16 protein-coding genes are annotated in these 22,070 nt (G+C 46.8%); 4 read left to right on the forward strand and 12 right to left on the reverse strand.

The window, feature by feature from the left end; translation table 11 throughout:
- Positions 1-15: 15 nt before the first annotated feature.
- The 7 genes from dnaE to ZMTM_RS08225 form a co-directional block, all read right to left on the reverse strand.
- Positions 16-3,465, reverse strand: a complete 3,450-nt coding sequence (dnaE, locus tag ZMTM_RS08195) for a DNA polymerase III subunit alpha (RefSeq protein WP_221763418.1) — start codon at positions 3,463-3,465, stop codon at positions 16-18.
- 136 nt (positions 3,466-3,601) lie between these two features.
- Positions 3,602-3,844, reverse strand: a complete 243-nt coding sequence (locus tag ZMTM_RS08200; RefSeq protein ID WP_221763419.1) for a hypothetical protein — start codon at positions 3,842-3,844, stop codon at positions 3,602-3,604.
- Positions 3,845-3,905: 61 nt separating this feature from the next.
- The gene (locus tag ZMTM_RS08205; protein ID WP_221763420.1) at positions 3,906-9,212 is read right to left on the reverse strand and encodes an Hpt domain-containing protein; all 5,307 of its coding nucleotides are present in this window, start codon (positions 9,210-9,212) and stop codon (positions 3,906-3,908) included.
- A gap of 110 nt (positions 9,213-9,322) precedes the next feature.
- Complete coding sequence (locus ZMTM_RS08210) at positions 9,323-11,020, reverse strand: methyl-accepting chemotaxis protein (protein ID WP_221763421.1); 1,698 nt, start codon at positions 11,018-11,020, stop codon at positions 9,323-9,325.
- 83 nt (positions 11,021-11,103) lie between these two features.
- Positions 11,104-11,625: a chemotaxis protein CheW gene (locus tag ZMTM_RS08215; protein ID WP_221763422.1), complete on the reverse strand. Its 522-nt coding sequence runs from the start codon at positions 11,623-11,625 to the stop codon at positions 11,104-11,106.
- 5 nt (positions 11,626-11,630) lie between these two features.
- The gene (locus tag ZMTM_RS08220; protein ID WP_221763423.1) at positions 11,631-11,996 is read right to left on the reverse strand and encodes a response regulator; all 366 of its coding nucleotides are present in this window, start codon (positions 11,994-11,996) and stop codon (positions 11,631-11,633) included.
- The gene (locus tag ZMTM_RS08225; protein WP_221765649.1) at positions 11,997-12,377 is read right to left on the reverse strand and encodes a response regulator; all 381 of its coding nucleotides are present in this window, start codon (positions 12,375-12,377) and stop codon (positions 11,997-11,999) included. It lies immediately after the preceding gene.
- A gap of 443 nt (positions 12,378-12,820) precedes the next feature.
- On the opposite strand from ZMTM_RS08225, the gene ZMTM_RS08230 reads away from it, so the two are divergent.
- The gene (locus ZMTM_RS08230) at positions 12,821-13,984 is read left to right on the forward strand and encodes an FIST signal transduction protein (RefSeq protein ID WP_221763424.1); all 1,164 of its coding nucleotides are present in this window, start codon (positions 12,821-12,823) and stop codon (positions 13,982-13,984) included.
- Positions 13,985-14,077: 93 nt separating this feature from the next.
- Positions 14,078-14,581 carry a thiol peroxidase gene (tpx, locus tag ZMTM_RS08235; RefSeq protein ID WP_221763425.1) on the forward strand — a complete coding sequence of 168 codons (504 nt, stop codon included), beginning with the start codon at positions 14,078-14,080 and terminating at the stop codon, positions 14,579-14,581.
- Positions 14,582-14,642: 61 nt separating this feature from the next.
- Here tpx and ZMTM_RS08240 read toward each other — a convergent pair whose 3' ends face one another.
- From ZMTM_RS08240 to ZMTM_RS08260, 5 genes are all read right to left on the reverse strand, one after another.
- Positions 14,643-15,005 carry a nucleotide pyrophosphohydrolase gene (locus ZMTM_RS08240; RefSeq protein WP_221763426.1) on the reverse strand — a complete coding sequence of 121 codons (363 nt, stop codon included), beginning with the start codon at positions 15,003-15,005 and terminating at the stop codon, positions 14,643-14,645.
- A complete protein-coding gene (locus ZMTM_RS08245; RefSeq protein WP_221763427.1) occupies positions 14,998-16,170 on the reverse strand; it encodes a THUMP domain-containing class I SAM-dependent RNA methyltransferase in 1,173 nt (390 codons plus the stop codon). The genes ZMTM_RS08240 and ZMTM_RS08245 overlap by 8 nt, the downstream gene beginning before the upstream one ends.
- Before the next feature lie 16 nt (positions 16,171-16,186).
- Positions 16,187-16,984, reverse strand: coding sequence for a polyamine aminopropyltransferase (locus ZMTM_RS08250; protein ID WP_221763428.1), 798 nt, complete (start codon positions 16,982-16,984; stop codon positions 16,187-16,189).
- Positions 16,985-18,871 carry a ribonuclease catalytic domain-containing protein gene (locus ZMTM_RS08255; RefSeq protein ID WP_221763429.1) on the reverse strand — a complete coding sequence of 629 codons (1,887 nt, stop codon included), beginning with the start codon at positions 18,869-18,871 and terminating at the stop codon, positions 16,985-16,987.
- A 185-nt stretch (positions 18,872-19,056) separates the two neighbouring features.
- Positions 19,057-19,998, reverse strand: coding sequence for a GGDEF domain-containing protein (locus tag ZMTM_RS08260; RefSeq protein WP_221763430.1), 942 nt, complete (start codon positions 19,996-19,998; stop codon positions 19,057-19,059).
- Positions 19,999-20,185: 187 nt separating this feature from the next.
- On the opposite strand from ZMTM_RS08260, the gene ZMTM_RS08265 reads away from it, so the two are divergent.
- Complete coding sequence (locus tag ZMTM_RS08265) at positions 20,186-20,977, forward strand: EAL domain-containing protein (protein WP_221763431.1); 792 nt, start codon at positions 20,186-20,188, stop codon at positions 20,975-20,977.
- A 45-nt stretch (positions 20,978-21,022) separates the two neighbouring features.
- Positions 21,023-22,036, forward strand: a complete 1,014-nt coding sequence (locus ZMTM_RS08270; protein ID WP_221763432.1) for a CobW family GTP-binding protein — start codon at positions 21,023-21,025, stop codon at positions 22,034-22,036.
- Positions 22,037-22,070 lie beyond the last annotated feature (34 nt).

Consider the following 22,070-nt stretch of genomic DNA (forward strand, 5'->3'; position numbering starts at 1 on the left):
TTTAAATCAATTGCTCTAATTATAGAGGATTTTTACGTTTTCTTCGCTTAACCAGCCTTTAAGGCCCGCCAATAATTCATCATGTAACTCCACGCGCCATTGCTCCCCGAGCATGATTTCGACGCGTGCATCCGAATTATGGTACTCCACTTTCACAGCACACCCTCGGCGATTTTCTCCACCTGTATTACGGCAATATGGACTTAATAGATCACGTAATTTCACGGCATCCGCCTGCCCATTGCAAGAGATTTTAAGCAAGCTGGCATACGCACCGCGTGCAGCAGCTAGGTCGTACAGCTTACGCGCATTAACCCGCAAGCCTCCAGAAAAGTCGTCATTACTGACGCGCCCTTCCACAATTAACAGCACATCGTCTTTTAGCAGCTGTGGGTTCTGGTTGAGCAACTCATTGCCAACTACGATTTCAATACGTGAGGTAGCGTCATCAAGGGTAACAATCGCCATTTTTCCACGAGCTGTCATACGGATACGCACGCCCATCACCACGCCTGCCAATAGCTGTGGCTGCTCTTGCGGTTTCAAGTCAGCCAAGCCGCCACGCACAAAGGTTGAGAGTTCTTTTTTGTAGCCAAGATAAGGGTGGCCACTCAGATAAAAGCCCAAAGCAATCTTTTCCTGCTGCAAACGCTCTTGCTCTGACCAAGGCGGCACCTTCGGCAAGGTATGTGCCACGGAGTCTGTGGTGATGCCAAACAGGCTATCTTGACCAGTAGCTGCCCCACTCTGCTCTGCTGCAGTAATAGCCAGATTTACGCCTGCCAGCAAAGCAGCACGGCTTGGCTCAAGCTTATCAAAAGCCCCCGCACGAATCAGTGATTCAATCACACGGCGATTCACCTTGCGCAAATCAAGGCGACGGCAGAAATCGAACAGATCTTTGAATGGGCCATCTTGCTCAAGGGCTGCCAACATTAATTCTATTGCCGCCCAGCCAGTACCTTTAACCGCGCCCAACCCATACAATACTTGCGTTTGGTTCAGCGGCTTAAAGCGGAACTCGCTCTGGTTGATATCAGGTGCCAACACCTCTACCCCATTCGCCGCACAATCAGCATGGAAAATATTCACGCTGTCTGTATTATTCATATCGGCAGACATGGTGGCTGCCAAGAATGCAGCGGGATAATGTGTTTTGAGGTAAGCCGTATGGTATGCCACTAAAGCATAAGCGGCGGCGTGCGATTTGTTGAATCCGTAGCCAGCGAACTTCTCTAGCGTATCAAATAGTTCACTTGCCTGACGCTCAGTTAAGCCGTTTTTGGTAGCGCCTTCTACAAAAATCTTGCGCTGGGCATCCATTTCTTCTGGCTTTTTCTTACCCATAGCGCGACGTAGTAAATCCGCGCCGCCCAAGCTGTAACCCGCCACAACTTGTGCGATCTGCATCACCTGCTCTTGATAGACGGCGATCCCGTAAGTCTCTTTCAGAATCGGTTCTGCTAGTGGATGTGGATATTCCACACGTTGCAAGCCGTGTTTACGACGGCAAAAATCAGGGATCAAATCCATTGGGCCTGGACGATATAGTGCAACCAACGCAATGATATCCTCAAAGCAATCGGGCTTTGCCTGCTTCAACATGTCCTTCATGCCGCGCGATTCAAGCTGGAATACCGCGGTGGTATTGGCCAGCTTTAACAACTTATAGGTAGGCGCATCGTCAATCGGCAAGGTTTCAAACGAGAGCGGTGGGAGGTCTTCAAGCGCGCGCTGGGCATTGGTGTTTTCCAGAGCCATATCTAGTATGGTCAGGGTACGCAGGCCTAAGAAGTCGAATTTGACTAGGCCTACGGCTTCCACATCATCTTTATCATATTGGCTTACAAGGCTGTCGCCATTGGCTTGGCAGTAGATTGGGGAGAAGTCAGAAATCTTGCCAGGTGAAATCAGTACGCCACCTGCGTGCATGCCCACATTACGGGTCAGACCTTCAAGCCTAAGCGCAAGCTCGAGCAACTCATTAACTTCTTCTTCCTGCTCGCGTCGCTCATTAAACTGCGGCTCTTTCTTAATAGCTTCGCTTAGGGTGATACCCAACTCGTTTGGAATCAGCTTGGCGATGCTATCGACAAAATTGAAGGGCAAATCCAACACACGGCCAACATCACGAATTACTGCTTTGGCCGCCAAGGTACCGAAGGTGGCGATCTGCGAAACTGATTCGCGACCGTACTTCTCTTTCACATAATCAATAACGCGGTCGCGCCCTTCCTGACAAAAGTCGATGTCAAAGTCGGGCATAGAGACACGCTCTGGATTCAGGAAACGCTCAAACAGCAAGGCATATCGCAGTGGATCAAGGTCGGTAATACCCAAGCTGTAAGCCACCACAGAACCAGCGCCAGAACCACGGCCTGGGCCAACAGGCACGCCGTTATTCTTCGCCCAGTTGATAAAATCTGCCACGATCAGGAAATAACCTGGGAAACCCATCTGGATGATGATACTGGCTTCAAACGTTAATCGATCTTCATATTCTTGCCGCCTCGCATCACGCACTGTTTGATCTGGATAGAGCACTTCCAAGCGCTTCTCAAGGCCAATTCTGGCCTGTGCAATGAGGTAATCATCCAGACTTTCGCCATTAGGCGTGGGGAATTGTGGCAAATAATTTTTGCCCAGCGTCAAAGTAAGGTTGCAGCGTTTAGCGATCTCTACACTATTAGCCAGCGCCTCCGGAATATCCGCAAATAACTCAGCCATTTCTGTCTGTGTTTTGAAATATTGCGCTGGAGTAAATACTTTAGGACGGCGGTTATCAGCGAGCACATAGCCTTCAGAGATGCACACACGTGCCTCGTGCGCCTTGAAGTCTTCAGTCTCTATAAATTGGATTGGGTGCGTGGCAACCAGCGGCAGGTTAGCATCGCTGGCCAGCGCAATTGCTTGTGATATATAGGCTTCTTGTTGGGCGTGGCCTGCACGTTGCAACTCGATATAGAAACGATCTGGAAAAGCTGCGTTCCAGTCTTGCGCAAGTTGCTTAGCCAAGCCTTGATTACCCTGCATCAAGGCATGACCAATATCGCCAAACATCGCGCCTGAAAGTACGATCAGGCCATCTGTGGATTCATCAACTAACCATTGGCGCTTGATTTCAGCGCGCCCACGATATTGATTATTTAGATAAGCGCGTGTCAGCAATTCACACAGGCGAAGGTATCCTGCATGAGTTTGACACAGCAAAAGTAAACGATAAGGCTGGTCGCGCTTGGATTCGTTTTCAAGCCAGATATCGCAACCGAGCAATGGTTTAATGCCCTTGCCACGCGCTGCTTTATAAAACTTTACTGCGCCAAACAGGTTGCTAAGATCGGTAAGTGCCAGCGCTGGCATTTGGTCTTTTTGCGCGTGTTTAACGTAATCGTCAATGCGCACTGTACCATCCACAATGGAATACTCACTGTGGCAACGCAGGTGGATAAAAGTCGGTTGTTGCATGAATATATTTTAACCGATTGAACGCTTTTCTGGGGTAGAAAAGCAGGCGTTTTAATTGAAACGCCAAGCGTATAGATTGATTTTAAAACGTCAGGATTAAAGGATGCGCTTTTGCGCATCCTGCTTGAATGATGTGTTAAGCAATTTCCCAAGGCAAGTCACGACGGCCATATACGGGCTTTAAGACGCCTTCATTTCTTAAAGATTGAGCAGCCCACCTTACGTCATATTGCCAAGTATATAAAAGGCTTCCAGACTTTTTTAATTCTGTTTCGTAGTGAAACCAGATGTATTGAGCAACATCTTTTGGCCACCCTTTGCCACCTAACGATTTTAATGCCGCAATAACCCAAACTTTCATATTCTGTCTAGTTGCCATCTTTAAGCCCTCAATGCCTAACCCGCAAATTGAAACAGATTAGCCTCTTAACCAACAAAAACTAGGCAGAAACTGGTACAGAATTACCTAGCAATATTGAAACCTGTGTGATCAACTCATCGTCTTGCACAGGCTTGCCCAAGAATGCATCAACACCAAGCTCCTTAGCGTGATTTTGGTGTTTCTCAGCAGTGCGCGAGCTGATAATCATCAATGGGATACTAGCAGTTCGTTCATCACCCTTGATGTTACGCACCAGCTCAAAACCATCCATACGTGGCATTTCAATATCAGTGATAATCACGTCAGGCAGGTTTTCTTGTAAGACTTGCAGCGCATCCATACCATCTTTAGCAAGCAGCACCTTGTAATTTTCACGCTCTAGCAGACGGCTTAGTACCTTACGCATAGTGAGTGAGTCATCCACCACCAGAATTGTAGGATTAACCTCGACTTTAACGACTGGCGCATTACTGACACGAATATTACCTACAGCCAGCACTTCACGGTTAGCAAGTTGCACAGGGTTGATAATCAAAACCACTTTACCATCACCCATCACTGTTGCACCGATAATGCCCGGCACACGCGAAAGCTGCGCGCCAATCGGCTTCATCACAACTTCCTGATTATTGACGATTTCATCGACATGCAAGGCGATATGGTAAGTACCGCTGCGTAATAGCAATACTGGCGTATAGCGATGCTCTTCTGCCAGTTGCTCATTGTCGCCTATGAGTTTATTGAGGTAATACAAGGGATAATCACGCCCAGACCATTCAATATGGCCTTGCTCTGTGGCTTTTGCCAGATCATCTGCTTTGATTTTTTGCGCTTGCTCCACCATCACAGAAGGCAATGCAAATACATTGGTACCAGCCCTAACCAATAGAACTTGTGACACGGAAAGTGTGACTGGCAGATAAATGGTAAATACAGCACCTTGGCCAACAGCATTGTTTACATCAATACGGCCACCGAGAGCAGTAATGTCACTACGTACCGAATCCAAGCCAACGCCCCGGCCTGAGATTTGTGTGACATCAGTTGCAGTTGAAAAGCCTGGCTCAAAAATCACTGACATCAGTGCTTGTTCGCTCACTTCATGCTCTGCACTGAAAAGACCGTTTTCTATTGCCTTACTTTTAACGCGCTCAAGGTTAATACCCGCGCCATCGTCAGAAACGGTCATGATAATTTCATCATTTTCTCGTCTGACGACTAAATTGACTTTACCTGTGATCTGCTTTTTGGCTTTTTTGCGTTCAGCAGGGGTTTCCATACCGTGTGCCACGGCATTACGCAATAAATGCTCTAGTGGCGCGCCGATTTTATCCAGCACGCTACGGTCTACGTCCACTGATTCACCATCAATATGCAGTTCAACCTCTTTTTCAAGCTCTTTGGCCGTCTGCCTGACGATACGCTGCAAGCGTTCTGTCACCATAGAAAATGGCACCATACGCACATCCATCAGACCATGCTGCAATTCACGATTCATACGATTCTGTTGCTGCAAGGCAGACTCAGCTTCATCCATATTGCCGAGCAGGCCATGCTGAATGGTGGAAACGTCGTTCACACTTTCCGCCATCATTCGGGTCAGTTCTTGCAATCGGGTAAAACGGTCAAATTCCAGCGGATCAAATGTCTCATTGGTTTCTTGCAGATAAGCCATGCGTGACTGCATCTGGCTTTCAGCTTCGATCTCCATCTCGCGCAACTGACCACGCAGCCGCTGTACGCTTTCAGTAAGGTCAAGAGAAAAATGCTTGAATGCGATCATTTCTCGCTCAACGCGTGAGCGCGCAATACTGATTTCACCTGCTTCGTTGATCAGCCTATCCAATACATCAGCACGCATACGCAGGTATTGCACAGTACGCTCAACTGGGCGCAGGGCGCGATTTTCTGTCTGTGGTTGATGTGCTGTTAACGGTGAATTAGCAGTTAAAGAGCTAGTAGCTGCATCGACGAATACACCAATTTGGTCTAGATCACCAAATAAACCATCAAAATCCACCTTTTTGGTTTTGCTCTTAAGCCCGCGAATCACGCGGTCTTCCATTCCATGCACAGTATCAGCCAACTCAGCCTGGCCAACCATACGCGCACTGCCCTTTAGGGTATGCAAGGCACGTTGCAATTCGTCTGAGTGGCTAAGTTCCGTTGGCTCATTGCGCCATGCACGCAACTCATTGCCGACCACAGGCAAAAGCTCATGCGCTTCTTCAACAAACATGGTCAGCAATTCGTTCTCTACACTGTCTTGGCTAGAATATGCGTCAGCAACTTGAGGCTGGTTAATAGGCTCAATAATCGGCTGAGCAAGCTCTGGTGTATCTTCAGATACGCTTAAATTAGTTTCAATGACTGCGGCTTCGTCAGACGATTTAACACCTGTTGGCTCTGTGGTAGATAGTTCGCCATCAGAACTTTCCAGTGTCACATAGTCCGTTTGATTCTCGGAAATCTCGGCGACAGTTTCTTCGTTGGCTTCTTGACCATCGCCAGCGCCGAGTTCTACAGCCAATCTATCAGGTTCAGCCATATCTAGGAAGGCTGGTACTTCAATTTCTGCAGATACGTCGACTTCTGCCAGCACATCTTCTTGGGCTTCATATGGAACATCGGCGGATTCTGCCACTTGTTGTACAGAAGCCGCTTGCGCAGTGGCTTCTTGCAGTGCAACAACCAAACTTGGTACTTGTTTAGGTTGTCGCAACAAAGCTGCTTTTCGCAACATATTGCCCAAGGCAGTGACTACATTTTCATAGAGGGCGAAGGTTTGTGGTGTCCAGTACCCTTGATGCTCGTCAAACCAATACTCTAATTCACGAGACAATACGCCAATGGCTTTAAAACCTGTGGTGCCTGCATTACTCGCCAGCGTATGCGCTGCACGACGGCTGCTATCAGAAGGTTTTTTAACTTCACCAGCCAGCATCTGCGCCTTGACTTCAGGCACGCTCTCATTCAGCGCTTGCATATGCTCTTCGGCTTCGAGCATGAATATATTAAACAAGCCACGGCTGATCTTGTAAGTACCACCAATCACCACTTCTTCACTAGCTGGTTTTTGGCGCACAGCTTCATTTTCAAGGGCATGTGCACGCTGTTGCCAAGGCACATAATCCAGATGTACTTCACCCACCTCTTTGAGGGTGGCTGTCCATCCTGCAAAGGCAGCACTAGCATCTTCAATAAAGGCAATCTGCGATGCAGTAGGAGCAGTTTTGCGCTCCATCAAAAGATTTAATAACTGTTCCACGGCCCAAGCAACCTCAGCAGTAGACTTCATTCCTACCGTGCGGCCACTGCCTTTAAGCGTATGAAAGCCTCGACGCACTTCGACCAGCGCTTCTTTATCAGTGGCATTTATACGCAAAGCCTGCAGGTTTTGCGCAATATTAGCTAAAACCTCTTCTGACTCAGTCAGATAAATATCTAGCAACTCAGCATCATCAATACGATCAGCTACTGGGGCTTGCTCGGCCTCTACTACCAGGCTTTCAACTGGAGCCGCAACTTCGCTAACAACAGTCGCCGCTTCTACCTCTGTTGATGTCGTGTCTATTGATACTGGTTCAGAAAAGGCATCTGCATCAATTTCTTCTATCACCAATCCCGCAGTAGTTTCAACATCAATTACTGGCACCTCATCAAACTCCATTAGCTCCAATTGCTTCTCTAGCTTATCGAGGTTGCTCTCAAGTGCGGCTTTAGACTCTGGGCGAACACGTGGCAACTCTTCGGTATAAAAGCCCAACATACTCAGGCTCTCAGCAACGATGATAAACAAACCTTGATCTGATTCACCTTGTTTGAAGTGGCCGATCAACTTCAAACTTGCTTGCGCTGTGGCAGTAGGAACTGGCATATCCAGCATATCGAAAGCAGCAATGACTTCTCTTACAGCCTTGTCTGCACTCAGCAACACCTCTGTGCTACTCGTATCGCGGAAGAAACTGTCGAGCGATTGCTCGGCAATATTCAAGGCATCCTTAATTTGCTGAACCACCGCAGCATTAACACCCTTACCCACATTTTCCAGCATGGAGTTTTGTGAGGTATCGGGATTTTCTTCGCCGCTGGCAATTTCTTGCAAGAGTTGTGACTGTTTGTCCAAGTCCTGAATATCATTTTCAGAAAGCTGCGCATAGCGGTGCAGCGCATCTTCTAATACGGTTAGCCCTGCGGCCACCTCAATTAATACAGTGTCTGTGAGTTTGCTGTTATCGAGCGACACTTCACCCGAAAGCTCATAGAGGCTGCCAAGCATATCGACGATAGACTGATGGGTTAAATGCTGGCTACCTGCGAATACTTCGCTGACTTGGTATGAAAATGCATCCAGCAGTTTGATGTCACGCGTTTCTGAGAGGCTATTCCATTGATCTTTCAAGCTCTCTAATGTACTCAGCAGACTCTCAATTGACTCAAGTTCTGTAGCAGAAATTTCGAGTACATCAACCGTGTATGACTCAGGCTTGGGAATATGCCCTTCAAGCTCAAATAGCTCCCTTACCTGCGCAATGCGCTCACTCTCGGAACGACTCACCGCAATGAAATAAAGTAAATCACGCAATAAATTGCCCGATGCACGGTTGCTGCCATCTGCCTGACTACGCAGCTGCTGGTCAAGACGACGAACCAAGCGTTTTACGTAGCGATTTTCAGAAAACTCAGACTCACCAAGTACATCAAGAAATGCAGTTGCCACCCACCAGAATGTGCGCTGCGACGATTGTTTTTGTACTTGTTTCACATTCTCGAGTACACCACGCAGACTATCCAGATTAGCTGCTCGCTGTTCAGGGCTATCGGCTCGAAGCCATCCTAACAACGACTTCAGCAGCACTTTACGTTGATCAGCTAGGTAACTTGGTAATGCATCTTCTGGTACATCCTGCATAGCAGCTTCTTTTGGCGCGCGTATAGATGTATCTGGGAAGAAAAGCTCAATCTCGCCTATGGTCTCATTCTGCACTGCTGCCATGGCTTGCAATGCTGGTGCCAACTTAAGTGGCTGATCTGCTAAACCATCCAGCAAACCTTGCAAATAAACGCCTAGCTCTTTGACTGCATTTTTTAGTGCTGCAATCGTTTCTGGCGTTACAGCAACTTGATTCTTCTCAAGCTTGCCTGTTAACTTTTCAATCTCAGCGCAAAAACGCTTACAGCCTTCCAAACCCACCATATCAAGCGCACCACTGACTTGGTATAAATGGGTTTGAGAAAATTTAAGTTTAGCAACTTCATCCGGGTGGGACGCGACATCATCAAGATTTTCAAGCACATTGGCTAATGCTTGATTGATCTCGTCTTTAACCCACGAAAGCGGTCCTATATCAAAATCTTCAGCCACGTTTTCTCCACAATTCGGGTTGACTGTCTAGTTGACTGGTCATACTTGAAAATGCAGACAGTGAGGCCTGCATTTTGCCTTTAGCAAACATGCTATTTAGCACAAACATGTTAAGAAAGTTTGAAACCAGCGACTGACTCGCGCAACTCTTCAGACAAGCTACTGAGCTGACCCACGGATTCAGCAGTCTGCTTGGTACCCTCGGTTGTTTGCGATGTGATGTTTTGAATCTGCTGCATGTTTCGACTCACGGTCGCAGCCACTTCGGTTTGCGCAACAGTCGCTTCCGAAATCGCCTGAATCAATCTTGCCAAGTTGTTGGTAACCGTTTCAATTTCGTTCAGCGCCTGACCCGCAGCGTCTGAGAGCCGAGCCCCTTCAACCACACCCTCGGTACTCTTTTCCATCGCGGCTACCGCGCTATTCGTATCGGTCTGAATGGTTTTCACAATCGCACTAATCTGCTTGGTCGCTTCAGAAGAGCGCTCAGCCAGCCGTTGAACTTCTTCCGCAACCACCGTAAAACCACGCCCCGCTTCACCAGCTGATGCCGCTTGAATCGCCGCATTCAACGCCAGAATATTGGTCTGTTCGGTAATGTCGGAAATCAGCTCAACGATTTCACTAATTTCTTGTGAGCTCTCACCCAGTCGCTTGATTCGCTTCGAGGTTTCCTGAATCTGTGAGCGAATTTCGTTCATACCCGAAATCGTATTCTGCACAGCTTGCGCACCCTGTGTAGCCGCTTGCAATGAACGTTGCGCAACCTCTGCTGCCTGACCCGCATTGCTTGATACGTTCAAGATTGAACGCGTCATATCGGTAACCGCTTCACCTGTATCTTCAATCTGGCGAGATTGCTCTTCTGCAGCGGCAAGTAGTGAGTCTGAAGTTTCTTGCGCTTGTGCAGTTGCCTGATTCACCTGCTGTGTTGCTCGGTTAATCTCAGCAACCAGATCTCGCAAGCTATCGATGGTGTAATTGATGGAGTCTGCAATCGCGCCAGTAATATTCTCAGTCACCTGCGCTTTTACCGTTAAGTCACCATCGGCCAGATCGCCCATTTCATCCAGCAAATGCAAAATAGCTTCTTGATTACCCAGATTAGCTTGTTCCATTTCGCCAAAACGACGCTTAGCACTCATGATCTGGCGGTAACCTAGATATACCAACAAGGACAGTGCAGCAACGCCGGCAATCACTGAAATGCCAAGCAGGATAATCGCCTTACCTTGCGCGTTGTAGTCTGCAATCATGTTTTGCGCTGTAGTAGCGTATTTCTCGCCTGCTGCAACAATTTCATCGACTTTGGCTGTTGTTGCTGCGGCATCGGGCTGACCTGGCTCAATACTTTTGATTAAACCGCTGAATACTTTCCATTCTGCATCTAGTTCTTCTAAAGCTATAGCCACTTTACGATCAGTTAGCAAAGTATCTGATTGAAGCTTGTGCATTAGCTGTGTGGCTTCATCAAGGTTTTTACTAGCAGCAGTAAGGTGGGCCCCTGCGGACTCATTGCCGTAGGTTGCTAGCACTGCATCGCGCGTTGCCTGATGAGCAAAAATCTGCAAACTAGCAGCCGCTTCTGCAAAGTTATGTTCGCGCTGCACTTGCCTGACGTGGAATAAAAGGGTGAGTGAAGCAACCAAGGCGCTCAATACAAACAATGCAATCAAGCCGCGAGAAAGGCTGCCAGACGCTGGCGCTTCAGGGTCGAGCTTGACTCTTCTTGTGAATGTATTTTTAAGGTCTTCCACCAGCTTTGCTGGCAAGCCTTTAAAATCGATCTCTGATAATTTCAGTGCCATTGTTATCCCCTGTATTTTTGATGCTCACAACAATATATATCTAATAATCACTAATTTAATGCAGCTTTATCTATCCCACTTATTCAAGCAGTTACCTGCATAAAACTTTGCTGATTGATAAACTCACCAAGGTCTAATTCGCTCCACTCAACATTCGTGTTGTCTGTAAACTTATTCAACACCCAGAAAGCTTCTTCACCAGATTTTTTTTGCAGCTGCATTTCGCTCAAACTGCGTAAGCCAACTAGCCTGTCAACCAGCAAAGCAGCATTTATGCCAAATTTATCGTTAATCAATAAAATACGCGACTGCGCAGTGATGACACTTGGATTCAAACCAATAAAATGACCAAAGTCAGTCAACGCATATAAATTACCACGTACGTTAGCCATGCCTAGAAACCATGGTTGGGTGAGTGGAATTTTTAGAATTTCTGGAACTGGCAGAACTTCACTGACATCAGCCAAAGACAATAGATAGTCTTTATCACCAACTTTCACAGCCAACCTGGATGTGGATTCAGCTTGGCCTTTTTCAGTTGATATTTTGAGTTTTGAAAGAATATCTTGTTGATATTCATGAAGATTAATTTTTTTCTTAGCCATGAGTTTTAAGTCAGCGCTTTGATTTTGGACAGCAACTCATGCGCATTCACTGGCTTCATCACGCAGTCTTTAGCGCCTTGGCGCAATGCCCACATCTGATCTGTCGCCTGCTGCTTACCCGTACACATGATCACTGGAATGTGTGAGGTTTCAGGGTTGCGGGTGAGTTTTCGAGTGGTCTGAAAGCCATTGAGGCCTGGCATGATAACGTCCATCACAATAAGATGTGGCGGGCTGGCATCAACCTGCACCAGACAATCTTCACCGCTGGATGCGGTGGAAACAATGTAACCTGCATTTTCAAGCATTTCGGTTAGGTAAAAGCGGTCGGTCGCTGAATCATCGACCACCAGGATTTTTAAAAGCGCCATCTATTCGTCCTCGTTGGTAGCATCGGAACCCGCTTTAGCGTATTCACTAATTGCTTGTAATAACGATTCTTGCGTGAAAGGTTTAGTGAGATATTGATCAGAGCCAACCATACGGCCGCGTGCGCGATCAAACAAGCCATCTTTACTCGAGAGCATAATGACAGGGATACTTTTATAACGTGGATTTCTTTTGATTAAAGCGCAGGTCTGGTAGCCGTCAAGACGCGGCATCATGATGTCGACAAATATGAGATTAGGTAGCAGATTTGAGATTTTAGCCAAAGCATCAAACCCATCTTCGGCGAGTATGACCTGACATCCAGATTGTTTCAGGAAAATCTCAGCGCTTCGACGGATGGTATTACTATCGTCAATCACCATCACTTTCAGATCCGCCAGATTGACATCCCCCACCCTGAATCCCCTTTAAATAAACGCGCTCAAACAGATTTAAGAATTTGCAGCAATCACTTACCTGAACTAGCTCTAGCACCATTCTATCCAGAGAACTCCATCAGGCGCAATACTTTCCCACGCTTATCGATGCAATTGGGTGTCTATCTTATGACAAAAATGTTAAATATAATCACTACGGCAGATTTGGGCATACGGCTTACAAATAAATCAACGCAAACTAAGCAATTCAGGCAATAATAATTTGTTAAGCTAACGCTCGATTTTAAGCATAAATGTTCTAGCAAAAACCAAGCCAAAAGATAGAGAATATCTAGCATTGGCTTTAAAAATTATAATTATTAGCCTAACTAAATAAAGCCTGATTAAAATCAGGTTTATAAAAAATACGGCACTTGAGGAAGAAGCGCATGTTAATCAGACAAGAATCTCTAGCCGGCAAAGACGGTCTAAAAGATTTTTCATCGAACTCACCCCTACCTAACGCCAATCTGGTACTGGTGTTTGGCTCAGTTAAACGGTTCAGTGAACCTAAACTACAAAGCGTCCTTAAACTGCGCTATCCGAGCGCAGAGATAATCGGTTGCACAACGTCTGGCGAGATCAATCCTGATGGCGTGTTCGATGAGACCTTGCAAATCACTGCCATTTTGTGGGAAAAAACGGTACAGCGTGTCACACATCTCAAAAAATCTGAGGCAGAAACATCATTTGAAGTCGCAGAGAAACTAGCAGGACAGCTCAAGGCAGACACATTACGCACTGTATTGGTCATCTCTGACGGCCTAAACGTCAATGGCTCAGAACTTCTAAAAGGTTTTCAAAGTGTACTTGGCGCAGAAATCCCTATTGTCGGTGGCATGGCTGGCGACAGCGCGGCCTTTGTCAAAACATTGCAACTATTCAATCATATTGTGTCAGATAACCTAGTAATTGCAGTCGGCTTATACGGCAAGCACTTAGTAACGGCCAGTGGCGCACTTGGTGGGTGGAAACCATATGGCCCATTGCGCAAAATCACACGCTCAATCAAAAATGTGGTCTACGAGATGGACGGCAAACCAGCTCTACCACTCTACCGCATGTACATTGGCGAACAGAATGCCAAGAGTCTACCCGGGTCTGGCTTACGCTTCCCTTTTGCAGTGATTGAAGATGGTAAGCGTGAAGTAGAAAAGGTGCGTACATTACTCGCAGTTAACCAAGCGGAAAATAGCCTGACATTTGCGGGTAACGTAGAAGAAGGCGAAAGTGTACGTCTATGCCAAACGACGCATGAGCGATTGGTCGAAGGTGCAGGCGGCGCCGCACATTTAGTCACTGGCAATTTAAAAGAAGTCGATACCACGCGCACAGGCTTAGCACTATGCGTAAGCTGCGTAGGTAGAAAAGGTGTGATGGCAGAGCAAACAGCAGATGAAATTACTGAAGTAAAAAAGATATTAGGCTCACAAACCATACTGGCAGGCTTTTACTCTTATGGTGAGTTTGCACCGCGCCCGAATACCAATGACAGTGTGCTACACAATCAAACCATGACCATAGGCTATTTAAGTGAAGATTTGCTAGCGTAATAACATTAGAACCATGCAACACAAACATAGTCGTAAAACTAAGCCAAAAAATTAAATTCTGAACAATTCATATTCATACTTAGGAGAAGCAAAATGACAAGCACCGTAACCCTTAAAGGCAACCCAGTTAGCATAGGTGGTGATTTTCTAAAAAAGGGTGATAGCGCACCCGATTTCACATTGGCTGACAGCAAACGTAATGATGTACATTTAGAGAACTATGCTGGCAAGCGCAAGATTTTGAATATTTTTCCTAGCGTAGATACGCCAACCTGCGCCATGTCAGTTCGCCAGTTCAATAGCAAAGCAAATGCATTGGCAAACACCGTTGTATTGTGTGTTTCCGCCGACCTGCCTTTCGCCCAATCACGCTTCTGCGGTGCAGAAGGCTTGGAAAACGTAGTTACACTTTCAACCTTCCGCAATACTGCCAAATTCTCTGAGAGCTACGGCGTGCAGATTAAAGACAGCAGCTTGGCTGGCCTCACTGCGCGTGCTGTTGTAGTGTTGGATGAAAACAATAAGGTGCTACACAGCGAACTAGTGGGTGAGATTGCTGAAGAACCTAACTATGATGCAGCTTTAGCTGTACTGTAATTAACTCAGCGTAATTAATGCAATGTAAACAAAAAAGCCAACGCTAAAGTTGGCTTTTTTGTTATTCATTCTCTTGGTATTTCGTATATTTGGCATTACTGCCTTTGGCTTTATTAACAGGATATTTTTGGGCATTGAGCGCGATTTTTGTATTGGCTGCAGCAATCAGATCAAGTTCCAACACTTCAGCAATCCTCAGTAAATAGACAAACGTATCTGCCAATTCATGGCTGACCTGTTCGCGTTTTTCTGGTGTTAATTCGCGGCTTTCTTCTAGCGTATCCCACTGAAAATGCTCAACCAATTCAGCGGCTTCTACAATCATCGCCATTGCCAGATTTTTGGGGGAATGGAATTGATCCCAGTCACGTTCGTGTACGAACGCATTAATCTTGGCACGGAGTTCTGCTAGAGAATCAGCCATCTTGCGGTTTCCGCTTTGCATCTGGGCGATTTGAGCCTGCTACCATTTTGATCTCGAATAAACGACATTCCAATGGGCCGTTGAATAAAGGCGTGCGTTTTGATGGCGCCAAGCGCATTAGCTTAGGTAAGCGCATATCAGTGGTGAGAAAATAGGCGTTCCAACCTGAGAATTTACGTTTTAATGCTTCGCCCATTCTGGGGTACAGCGCAGCGAGCTCTTCATCTTCGCCGATACGAACGCCATAAGGTGGATTGGCAACTAACACGCCCTCTCCATGCGGCGGGACGACTTCGGTGAAATCTACCTTGCTCAGTTGTACCGCTTCCAGTAGGCCAGCCTCTTCCAGATTCTGCTTACTCACGCGCACTGCACGTAAGTCTGAATCGCTGCCATATATCTTCTGAAACTTCACCGGCTTGGCTTTTGCACGCGCTTGTTGTTTAAGTTTTTGCCATGCAGCCTCATCGAAGTTTTTGAGTTTCTCGAACCCAAAGCTGCGGCCGCTACCCGGGGCGATATCCAGCGCAATCATGGCGGCTTCAAGCAGAAAAGTACCGCTGCCACACATGGGGTCAAGGAAAGGTGTGCCGGGTTTCCAGCCAGAGAGTTTCAAAATACCTGCGGCAAGGTTCTCACGCAGAGGCGCCTCAATACTGGCGCGACGCAGGCCGCGTTGGTAGAGCGCTGCGCCAGAAGTATCAAGGTAAAACTGGTAATCTTCAGCCGCAAGGTACGCGTGAATGCGCACATCTGGTTCTTTGGTATCAATATAAGGGCGACTGTTCACCGCCTCGCGAAAGCGATCACAGACAGCATCTTTAATTCTAAGCGTAGCAAACTCAAGGCTTTTCAACGGGCATTTAACACCTGTCACTTTCACCATAAAATCGCTGCCTACGTTAAACCACTGCGGCCAGTTGAGCTTCATCGCGGCTTGGTATAGATCTTCATCTGTTGCGTACTTACCTTGCCCTACTCGCCATAAAATGCGTGTAGCGATGCGACTTTCGAGGTTGGCGCGATATACCATAGGCATATCACCACTAAAACTCACACCGCCATCGGTAGCTTGTATAGTTTTAGCGCCGCAGCTTGTAAGTTCTTCTACTAGCAAAGCTTCTAATCCACGCGGGCAAGTGGCAAAAAATTGATGTTGGCTCATTAAAGTTATTTTCCTGTCAGGCTTCGAGTAGAAGCCTGTTATTGGTACTGTGATTATGTTCTCTTAGCTTCTCGACGAATTCAAGAAACTCAATTTTATGTTCTGCTTCAAGTGCTTTTGCACGTTCTCTGAGTGATGCCCAACGTAAATCTCTGGGCAGGCGCTTAAAGCCAAAGACCACGATATTGCCGGGCCGACCTGTGGGCAAGACTAATACACGCTGGTTAAAGCTTTGCTCGATGCGCTGGCAATACACATCAAAATTTCTGTCACTACCCCAGAGGTTAATCACCAGCATGCCATCTAGCGTAACCGCCTCTGCACAGGTATCAAAAAAATCCTGTGAACATAAGTCTGCTGGAATGCCCTGACTGTCAAAAGCATCAATAATCAGCACATGTGTACTGGCAGGGTTTTCTTTCAGGTAAACAGCGCCATCGGCTTCTATGATCTGTAAACGTTCATCGTCTTCTGGCACGGCAAAATGGCTGCGTGCAATCTGGATAATCTGCGGGTTGATTTCCACCACGCGTGTTTTAACTTGCGGCAAATAATGATGGATATATTTAGCGACAGAACCACCACCAAGTCCAATCCCGAGAACATCAGCGACCTTATTTGAAAACAGCAAGTACGCCATCATGCCGCGTGTATAGCTGAGCTCCAAATCATACGGCGCTTTGACCCGCATGGCGCTTTGCACCGTGGGCGAACCAAGATGCAGCGAGCGTACGCCGTTGGATTCACTCACATCGACTGTATCCTGCATCACGCTGCGGTGAATACTACGGGCAAGGGCACCTAGACGAAACATTTACGCAACTCCCGCCACTTCTTCAACAGTTGTTTCCACATTCGCCAACGCAACAAAACGTGTTTCCAGCTCCAGCAATAAAGTATCTACGCGCTTGATCTCAAGCTTGACTTGAGTGCCAGCAGCCAACTCAGGCATGCCATGTACCTTGGTGATGTAGGGGATATTCTGCAAACGCACTAGATTTTCTCGCCAAACGGTGGCCTCGATCTCAGTGATATTTTCCTGAATCAAGTATTGTAGGCACCAGTAACGCTCCATACGGGTCTGGAATTCGCTGTAAGCATTGTAGGTCTGGTCAAAATTACGCATGGCGGCTACCAGATCATCACTATTTTTGGGATAAGCGGGTAATTCGTTATTCAGCACCGAAATCACTTGTCGCTGGTTGATCAAATCAACTGCACGGCGCAGCGGCGAAGTGCTCCAGGCATACTGGCTGACACCCAGACCCTGATGCGGCTCGGCTTTGACTGTCATGTACACCTTGCCGCCATTCTGCGCTCGATAGATGCCCGGCACATCATGTTCAGCTAATAACAAACCCCATTGGCTATTGGCTTCTATCATCAGCTCTGCAACCAGTTTATCCATAGGCGAACCACGGCGGCGACCTTGGATACTCACAACGCCATCATTCACATAGAAATTGTAGTCGATATGTATTGCACGATTAGGGTCATGTTTACCGCGGCCTTTTTCGAGCGATTCCGCAAGACGGAACAGGTAAAGCAGCTTGGCCCAATAAGGATGGCCGCTATCCTGTTCTAGCGTATGTTCATTGAAAAATGGCTCGAGTTCGTCATGGCGCAAGTTGTCGGCCACTTTCACCAGTTCAACCTTGCTTTCCCTATGTGTAATAGTCAAATCCGCTGCCACATCCAGGTACAGCGAAAGCGCAGGCCGCCATTCACCTGCATTCAGGCTGAATGGCTCAACCACGCTATCAGGCAGCATGGTGATCTTGTGGCCTGGCATATAGACGGTAGACAGGCGATGCATGGCAATCGCATCCACCGTGCCGTTGAGTGGAATACCCAGCGAAGGCGCGGCGATATGAATGCCAACCCGTGTCGTCCCATCAGCGAGATGCTGAACTGATAATGCATCATCGATCTCGGTGGTAGTGCTATCGTCGATACTGAACACTTCAACTTCAGCGCGCGGCAGATTATCAGGGCTGTTGACCAGATCATGCGGTGGAAACGCTGAACCATGAGGAAAATACTCGCGCAAAAATGCACCTAGGTGATAATCATGAATCGAGCTGATCGCACCGCACGCTTCTAGCAGCTTGATATGGCTGGTATGCGTTTCAGCGGAGGCCTGCTCCAGCGCTTTCCACTCCAGCGTATTTTTGTCAGGCGCATAAAGCAGCATATCCAGCTTGTCTTTAAAGGCTTCACCTTTGAAATCTTCGGGCAACTCACCAGCTTTAAGTTGGGCTGCATAGGTAGCGATTTTTTCGGCTTGCAAGCGCTTCTTCTCAAGTGCGGCTAGCGCAGCCTTTAAGGTTTCAGGGGGAGCTGCTTTGTAATGGCCTTTGCCCTTGCGGTAAAAATAGACAGGCGCACCATGCAGTTTGACTGCAACAGCAGCCGCTTCTATTGCCGTCGGCTTTTTACCGTAATATTCTTGGGCAAGCTCTTCAAAACCGAACTCAGGCTCACCGCAGCATTCCCATAGAAATTCCGTCTCTAGCGTTTCCGCTTCTTGCTGCACAGCCTCCATAAAGCCTGACAATGCGCTCTCAAAGCGCATCAATACATTAGATGCTTTAATCTTCGAGCGCTTGCCGCTAGGCGATTCGATTTGTAGCGAGCCAGCCGCCTCTGACATCACAGAAGCTACTTTAAAGCTGCCATCTTCTTCAAAAAATACGTTCATGTATGTTTAATTCTTTTCTTGATTAACTGCTTGGCCAAATGCTTGGCTTATTTTCAACAGTCGACATTATGAGGCATTCCAGCCTTTAATAATCTTGAATAATACTGATTGCGCTAGAAATTCAGTGCGCAGAATTGAAGTGCTTGGAGGGGAATTGGCTGATAGCAGTGCAAAATTCGTTGAACTTAATCTTTATAGAGCACCACTTTGTTGCGACCTTTAGCCTTGGCTTGATAGAGGGCTTGGTCTGCACAATGTAAAAACACCTTTGATGTACTTTCCGCATTCGGTTTGATATAGGCAATACCACAGCTAATTGTCAGGAAATGGTGGGGAGAACTCGCATGTGGGATGTTGAGATTTCTAATGTTTTGGCACAGTAAATCAGCATGCGCAATGGCTTGCTCTTTGTCCATATCGGCTGCCAGCACAATGAATTCCTCACCGCCATATCGCGCAACAAAGTCATTATTGCGCCTCATGGAATCATGCAGGCAAGAAGCAACAGTTTTCAGTGCTTCGTCGCCAGCAATATGGCCATAGCTATCGTTAAATAGCTTGAAATAATCTACATCAATGAACATGACTACAAGGCTATTTTGGCTTTCAACTGCGTGCTTCCAGAAAATAGAAAGTTGGTCTTCAAAATAGCTACGGCTATAGATGCCTGTGAGGCCATCATGAATAATCAGCTGCTCTAGCTTAGCCTTGGTTTGTTCAAGCAATTTACGCTCTTGCAGCAGGTGCTGCTCGAGCGTCACCCTGGCAGTCACATCTTTTTGAATGCCGATGAAATGCGTTAACTCAGCCTGTGCATTGTAAACAGGTGAAATACTTAGCTCGTTCCAAAACATGGTGCCATCTTTGCGATAATTGCGCAGTGTCACCAGGCAATATTCACCTTGTTGAATCGCTTTACGAATTTTGCTGGTATCGCGCTGTTGCTTATCGTTGGCTTGAAGATAGCGGCAATTATTATTGATAATTTCGTCTTGTGTATAGCCTGTCAATTTCTCAAAAGCAGGGTTAGCAAACACCAAGGGATAATCAGGTAATCGGGCATCCGAAATGGTAATACCATCCCTTGATTCCATTACCGCTTGCATCAATATTTCTATATTAATCATGAATGTATATTCTGAACCCAGTAAACTTTATTGCTGATCAGTGCATGTGTTGGCAGAGTTATTTATAATTGTGTGTGTTCTATTCTAATAATAAAGCGTATGGTGATTTCCAAGTCTTTACCAAACCCAGAACTAATTCTTTAAATATAGAATCTCAATATATACAACTTAGTAAAGAGTAAAGGCCATGAGTTCAGATTCTTCAAAAAAAACTATCGGTATTTCTAATTTAGAAGGTCATGGTTGTGAGGGGTGTATCACACCGTCTTTCTTGGGGTTTGATTTTGAATACGCGTATCAGCCTATCGTTGATTTCTCGACCAAAAGCATTTATGCACACGAGGCGCTAATTAGAGGCCCGAACGGCGAAGGCGCTCATACCGTATTGAGCCAGGTTAATAACGACAATGTGTACAGGTTTGACCAGGCGTGCCGCGTAAAAGCGGTGAAAACGGCGGCTGAGCTTAATCTGCAAGGCTATTTATCTATCAACTTCATGCCCAATGCGGTCTATAGGCCAGAGCTTTGCATCAAAACCACGCTAGCAGCCGCTGAAAAATACAACTTCCCCATTGATAAAATCATTTTTGAGTTCACAGAAGTGGAACGAATAAAAGACACCAAACACCTTTTAAACATCGTTTCTGAGTACAAAAAAATGGGCTTCAAGACTGCCATTGATGACTTTGGCGCTGGATACGCAGGCCTTAATTTGCTGGCGCAATTTCAGCCAGACATCATCAAGATTGATATGGAGTTGTTACGTGGTGTGGATCAAGACAAGTCTCGCCAAATCATCTCAAAATCAATCATCGATATGTGCGAACAGCTCGATGTCACTGTGCTGGCAGAGGGTATAGAAACCAAAGGCGAGCGTGACTTTTTTGCGGCGCACGGCGTGAAACTTATGCAAGGTTATTTATTCTCAAAACCTGCATTTAAGGCAGAAGGCAAGATTGACCCTGATGCCTGGAATTAAGCTAGCCGCCAGAGAATAAACAATAAAATTTGAGCTTTAACCATCATGGATAACCGCATTCCCGTCACGCTGCTCACTGGCTTTTTAGGCAGTGGCAAGACCACCCTTCTCAATAAGTTACTTAATAATCCTGGCATGAAAGACACCGCCGTTGTCATCAACGAGCTCGGTGAAGCTGGGCTTGACCACATACTGGCGCGCACGGTTGAAAGTGAACATATCGCGGACAACACTGTGTTGCTCGAATCAGGCTGCCTTTGCTGCACGCTGACCAATGAGATGGCAGATACCCTGCGTGATCTATTCTTCAAACGTGCATTGGGTGGCATCCCTGAATTCAAGCGCCTAGTGATTGAAACTACTGGCATGGCTAACCCAGGCCCTATTATGGCTAACCTGTTGAATGAACCTGTCATAAGCTCAACCTACAGACTAGATGCAGTGGTAGTAACGGTTGATAGCATCTACGGTCTGAAACAGATTGAAGAACATGACGAAGCGCGTAAACAGGCAGCTGTGGCCGATGTACTGCTTATCACCAAAACTGATTTAGCAACTCCTGAGCAAATTGATGCATTGACTGAAAAACTCGCTGAGCTCAATCCAAGCGCAAGCCAATACCAGATTATTCAGGGTGAAATTGACCCAGCCAACATCATCAGCGTTGGGCTGTTTGATGCCGACAAAAAAGCCCAGCCACAACGCTGGCTGCGCGCACCAGCCCGCTCCAAAGCCACTCGCGGCATGCTTCCGCAAGCAGTGCATGACGACGAAATCAGCAGCTTTACCGTTACCATGCCCAAGCCGCTGACTTGGGATCAACTCGAGCCTGTATTACAATGGTTATGCGAGATTTATAGCGAACAGCTATTACGCCTCAAGGGCATCATCCACGCCGAAGACCAACCCGCACCGCTCGCCATCCATGCAGTGCATCAAACACTCTACCCGCCGACCTTACTTGACGGTTGGGATGAAGAAGAACCCATCAGCCGCATTGTGCTCATCGGCAAAGGGCTGGATGAACTCAAGATTCGCAATGCGCTAATGCAGATTTAACTTACCCGTTTGTGACACTTTTGTTTTACAGATG

The organism is Methyloradius palustris (assembly GCF_019703875.1).
GTDB classification, from domain to species: domain Bacteria; phylum Pseudomonadota; class Gammaproteobacteria; order Burkholderiales; family Methylophilaceae; genus Methyloradius; species Methyloradius palustris.

Excerpts from the sequence above, each read along its gene's own strand:
- ZMTM_RS08220 (WP_221763423.1), bottom strand. The coding sequence starts at position 11,996 with ATGGCGCTTTTAAAAATCCTGGTGGTCGATGATTCAGCGACCGACCGC.
- ZMTM_RS08265 (WP_221763431.1), top strand. The coding sequence starts at position 20,186 with ATGAGTTCAGATTCTTCAAAAAAAACTATCGGTATTTCTAATTTAGAA.
- ZMTM_RS08260 (WP_221763430.1), bottom strand. The coding sequence starts at position 19,998 with ATGATTAATATAGAAATATTGATGCAAGCGGTAATGGAATCAAGGGAT.
- ZMTM_RS08215 (WP_221763422.1), bottom strand. The coding sequence starts at position 11,625 with ATGGCTAAGAAAAAAATTAATCTTCATGAATATCAACAAGATATTCTT.
- ZMTM_RS08240 (WP_221763426.1), bottom strand. The coding sequence starts at position 15,005 with ATGGCTGATTCTCTAGCAGAACTCCGTGCCAAGATTAATGCGTTCGTA.
- tpx (WP_221763425.1), top strand. The coding sequence starts at position 14,078 with ATGACAAGCACCGTAACCCTTAAAGGCAACCCAGTTAGCATAGGTGGT.
- ZMTM_RS08230 (WP_221763424.1), top strand. The coding sequence starts at position 12,821 with ATGTTAATCAGACAAGAATCTCTAGCCGGCAAAGACGGTCTAAAAGAT.
- dnaE (WP_221763418.1), bottom strand. The coding sequence starts at position 3,465 with ATGCAACAACCGACTTTTATCCACCTGCGTTGCCACAGTGAGTATTCC.
- ZMTM_RS08210 (WP_221763421.1), bottom strand. The coding sequence starts at position 11,020 with ATGGCACTGAAATTATCAGAGATCGATTTTAAAGGCTTGCCAGCAAAG.
- ZMTM_RS08250 (WP_221763428.1), bottom strand. The coding sequence starts at position 16,984 with ATGTTTCGTCTAGGTGCCCTTGCCCGTAGTATTCACCGCAGCGTGATG.
- ZMTM_RS08200 (WP_221763419.1), bottom strand. The coding sequence starts at position 3,844 with ATGGCAACTAGACAGAATATGAAAGTTTGGGTTATTGCGGCATTAAAA.
- ZMTM_RS08255 (WP_221763429.1), bottom strand. The coding sequence starts at position 18,871 with ATGAACGTATTTTTTGAAGAAGATGGCAGCTTTAAAGTAGCTTCTGTG.
- ZMTM_RS08270 (WP_221763432.1), top strand. The coding sequence starts at position 21,023 with ATGGATAACCGCATTCCCGTCACGCTGCTCACTGGCTTTTTAGGCAGT.
- ZMTM_RS08225 (WP_221765649.1), bottom strand. The coding sequence starts at position 12,377 with ATGGTGATTGACGATAGTAATACCATCCGTCGAAGCGCTGAGATTTTC.
- ZMTM_RS08245 (WP_221763427.1), bottom strand. The coding sequence starts at position 16,170 with ATGAGCCAACATCAATTTTTTGCCACTTGCCCGCGTGGATTAGAAGCT.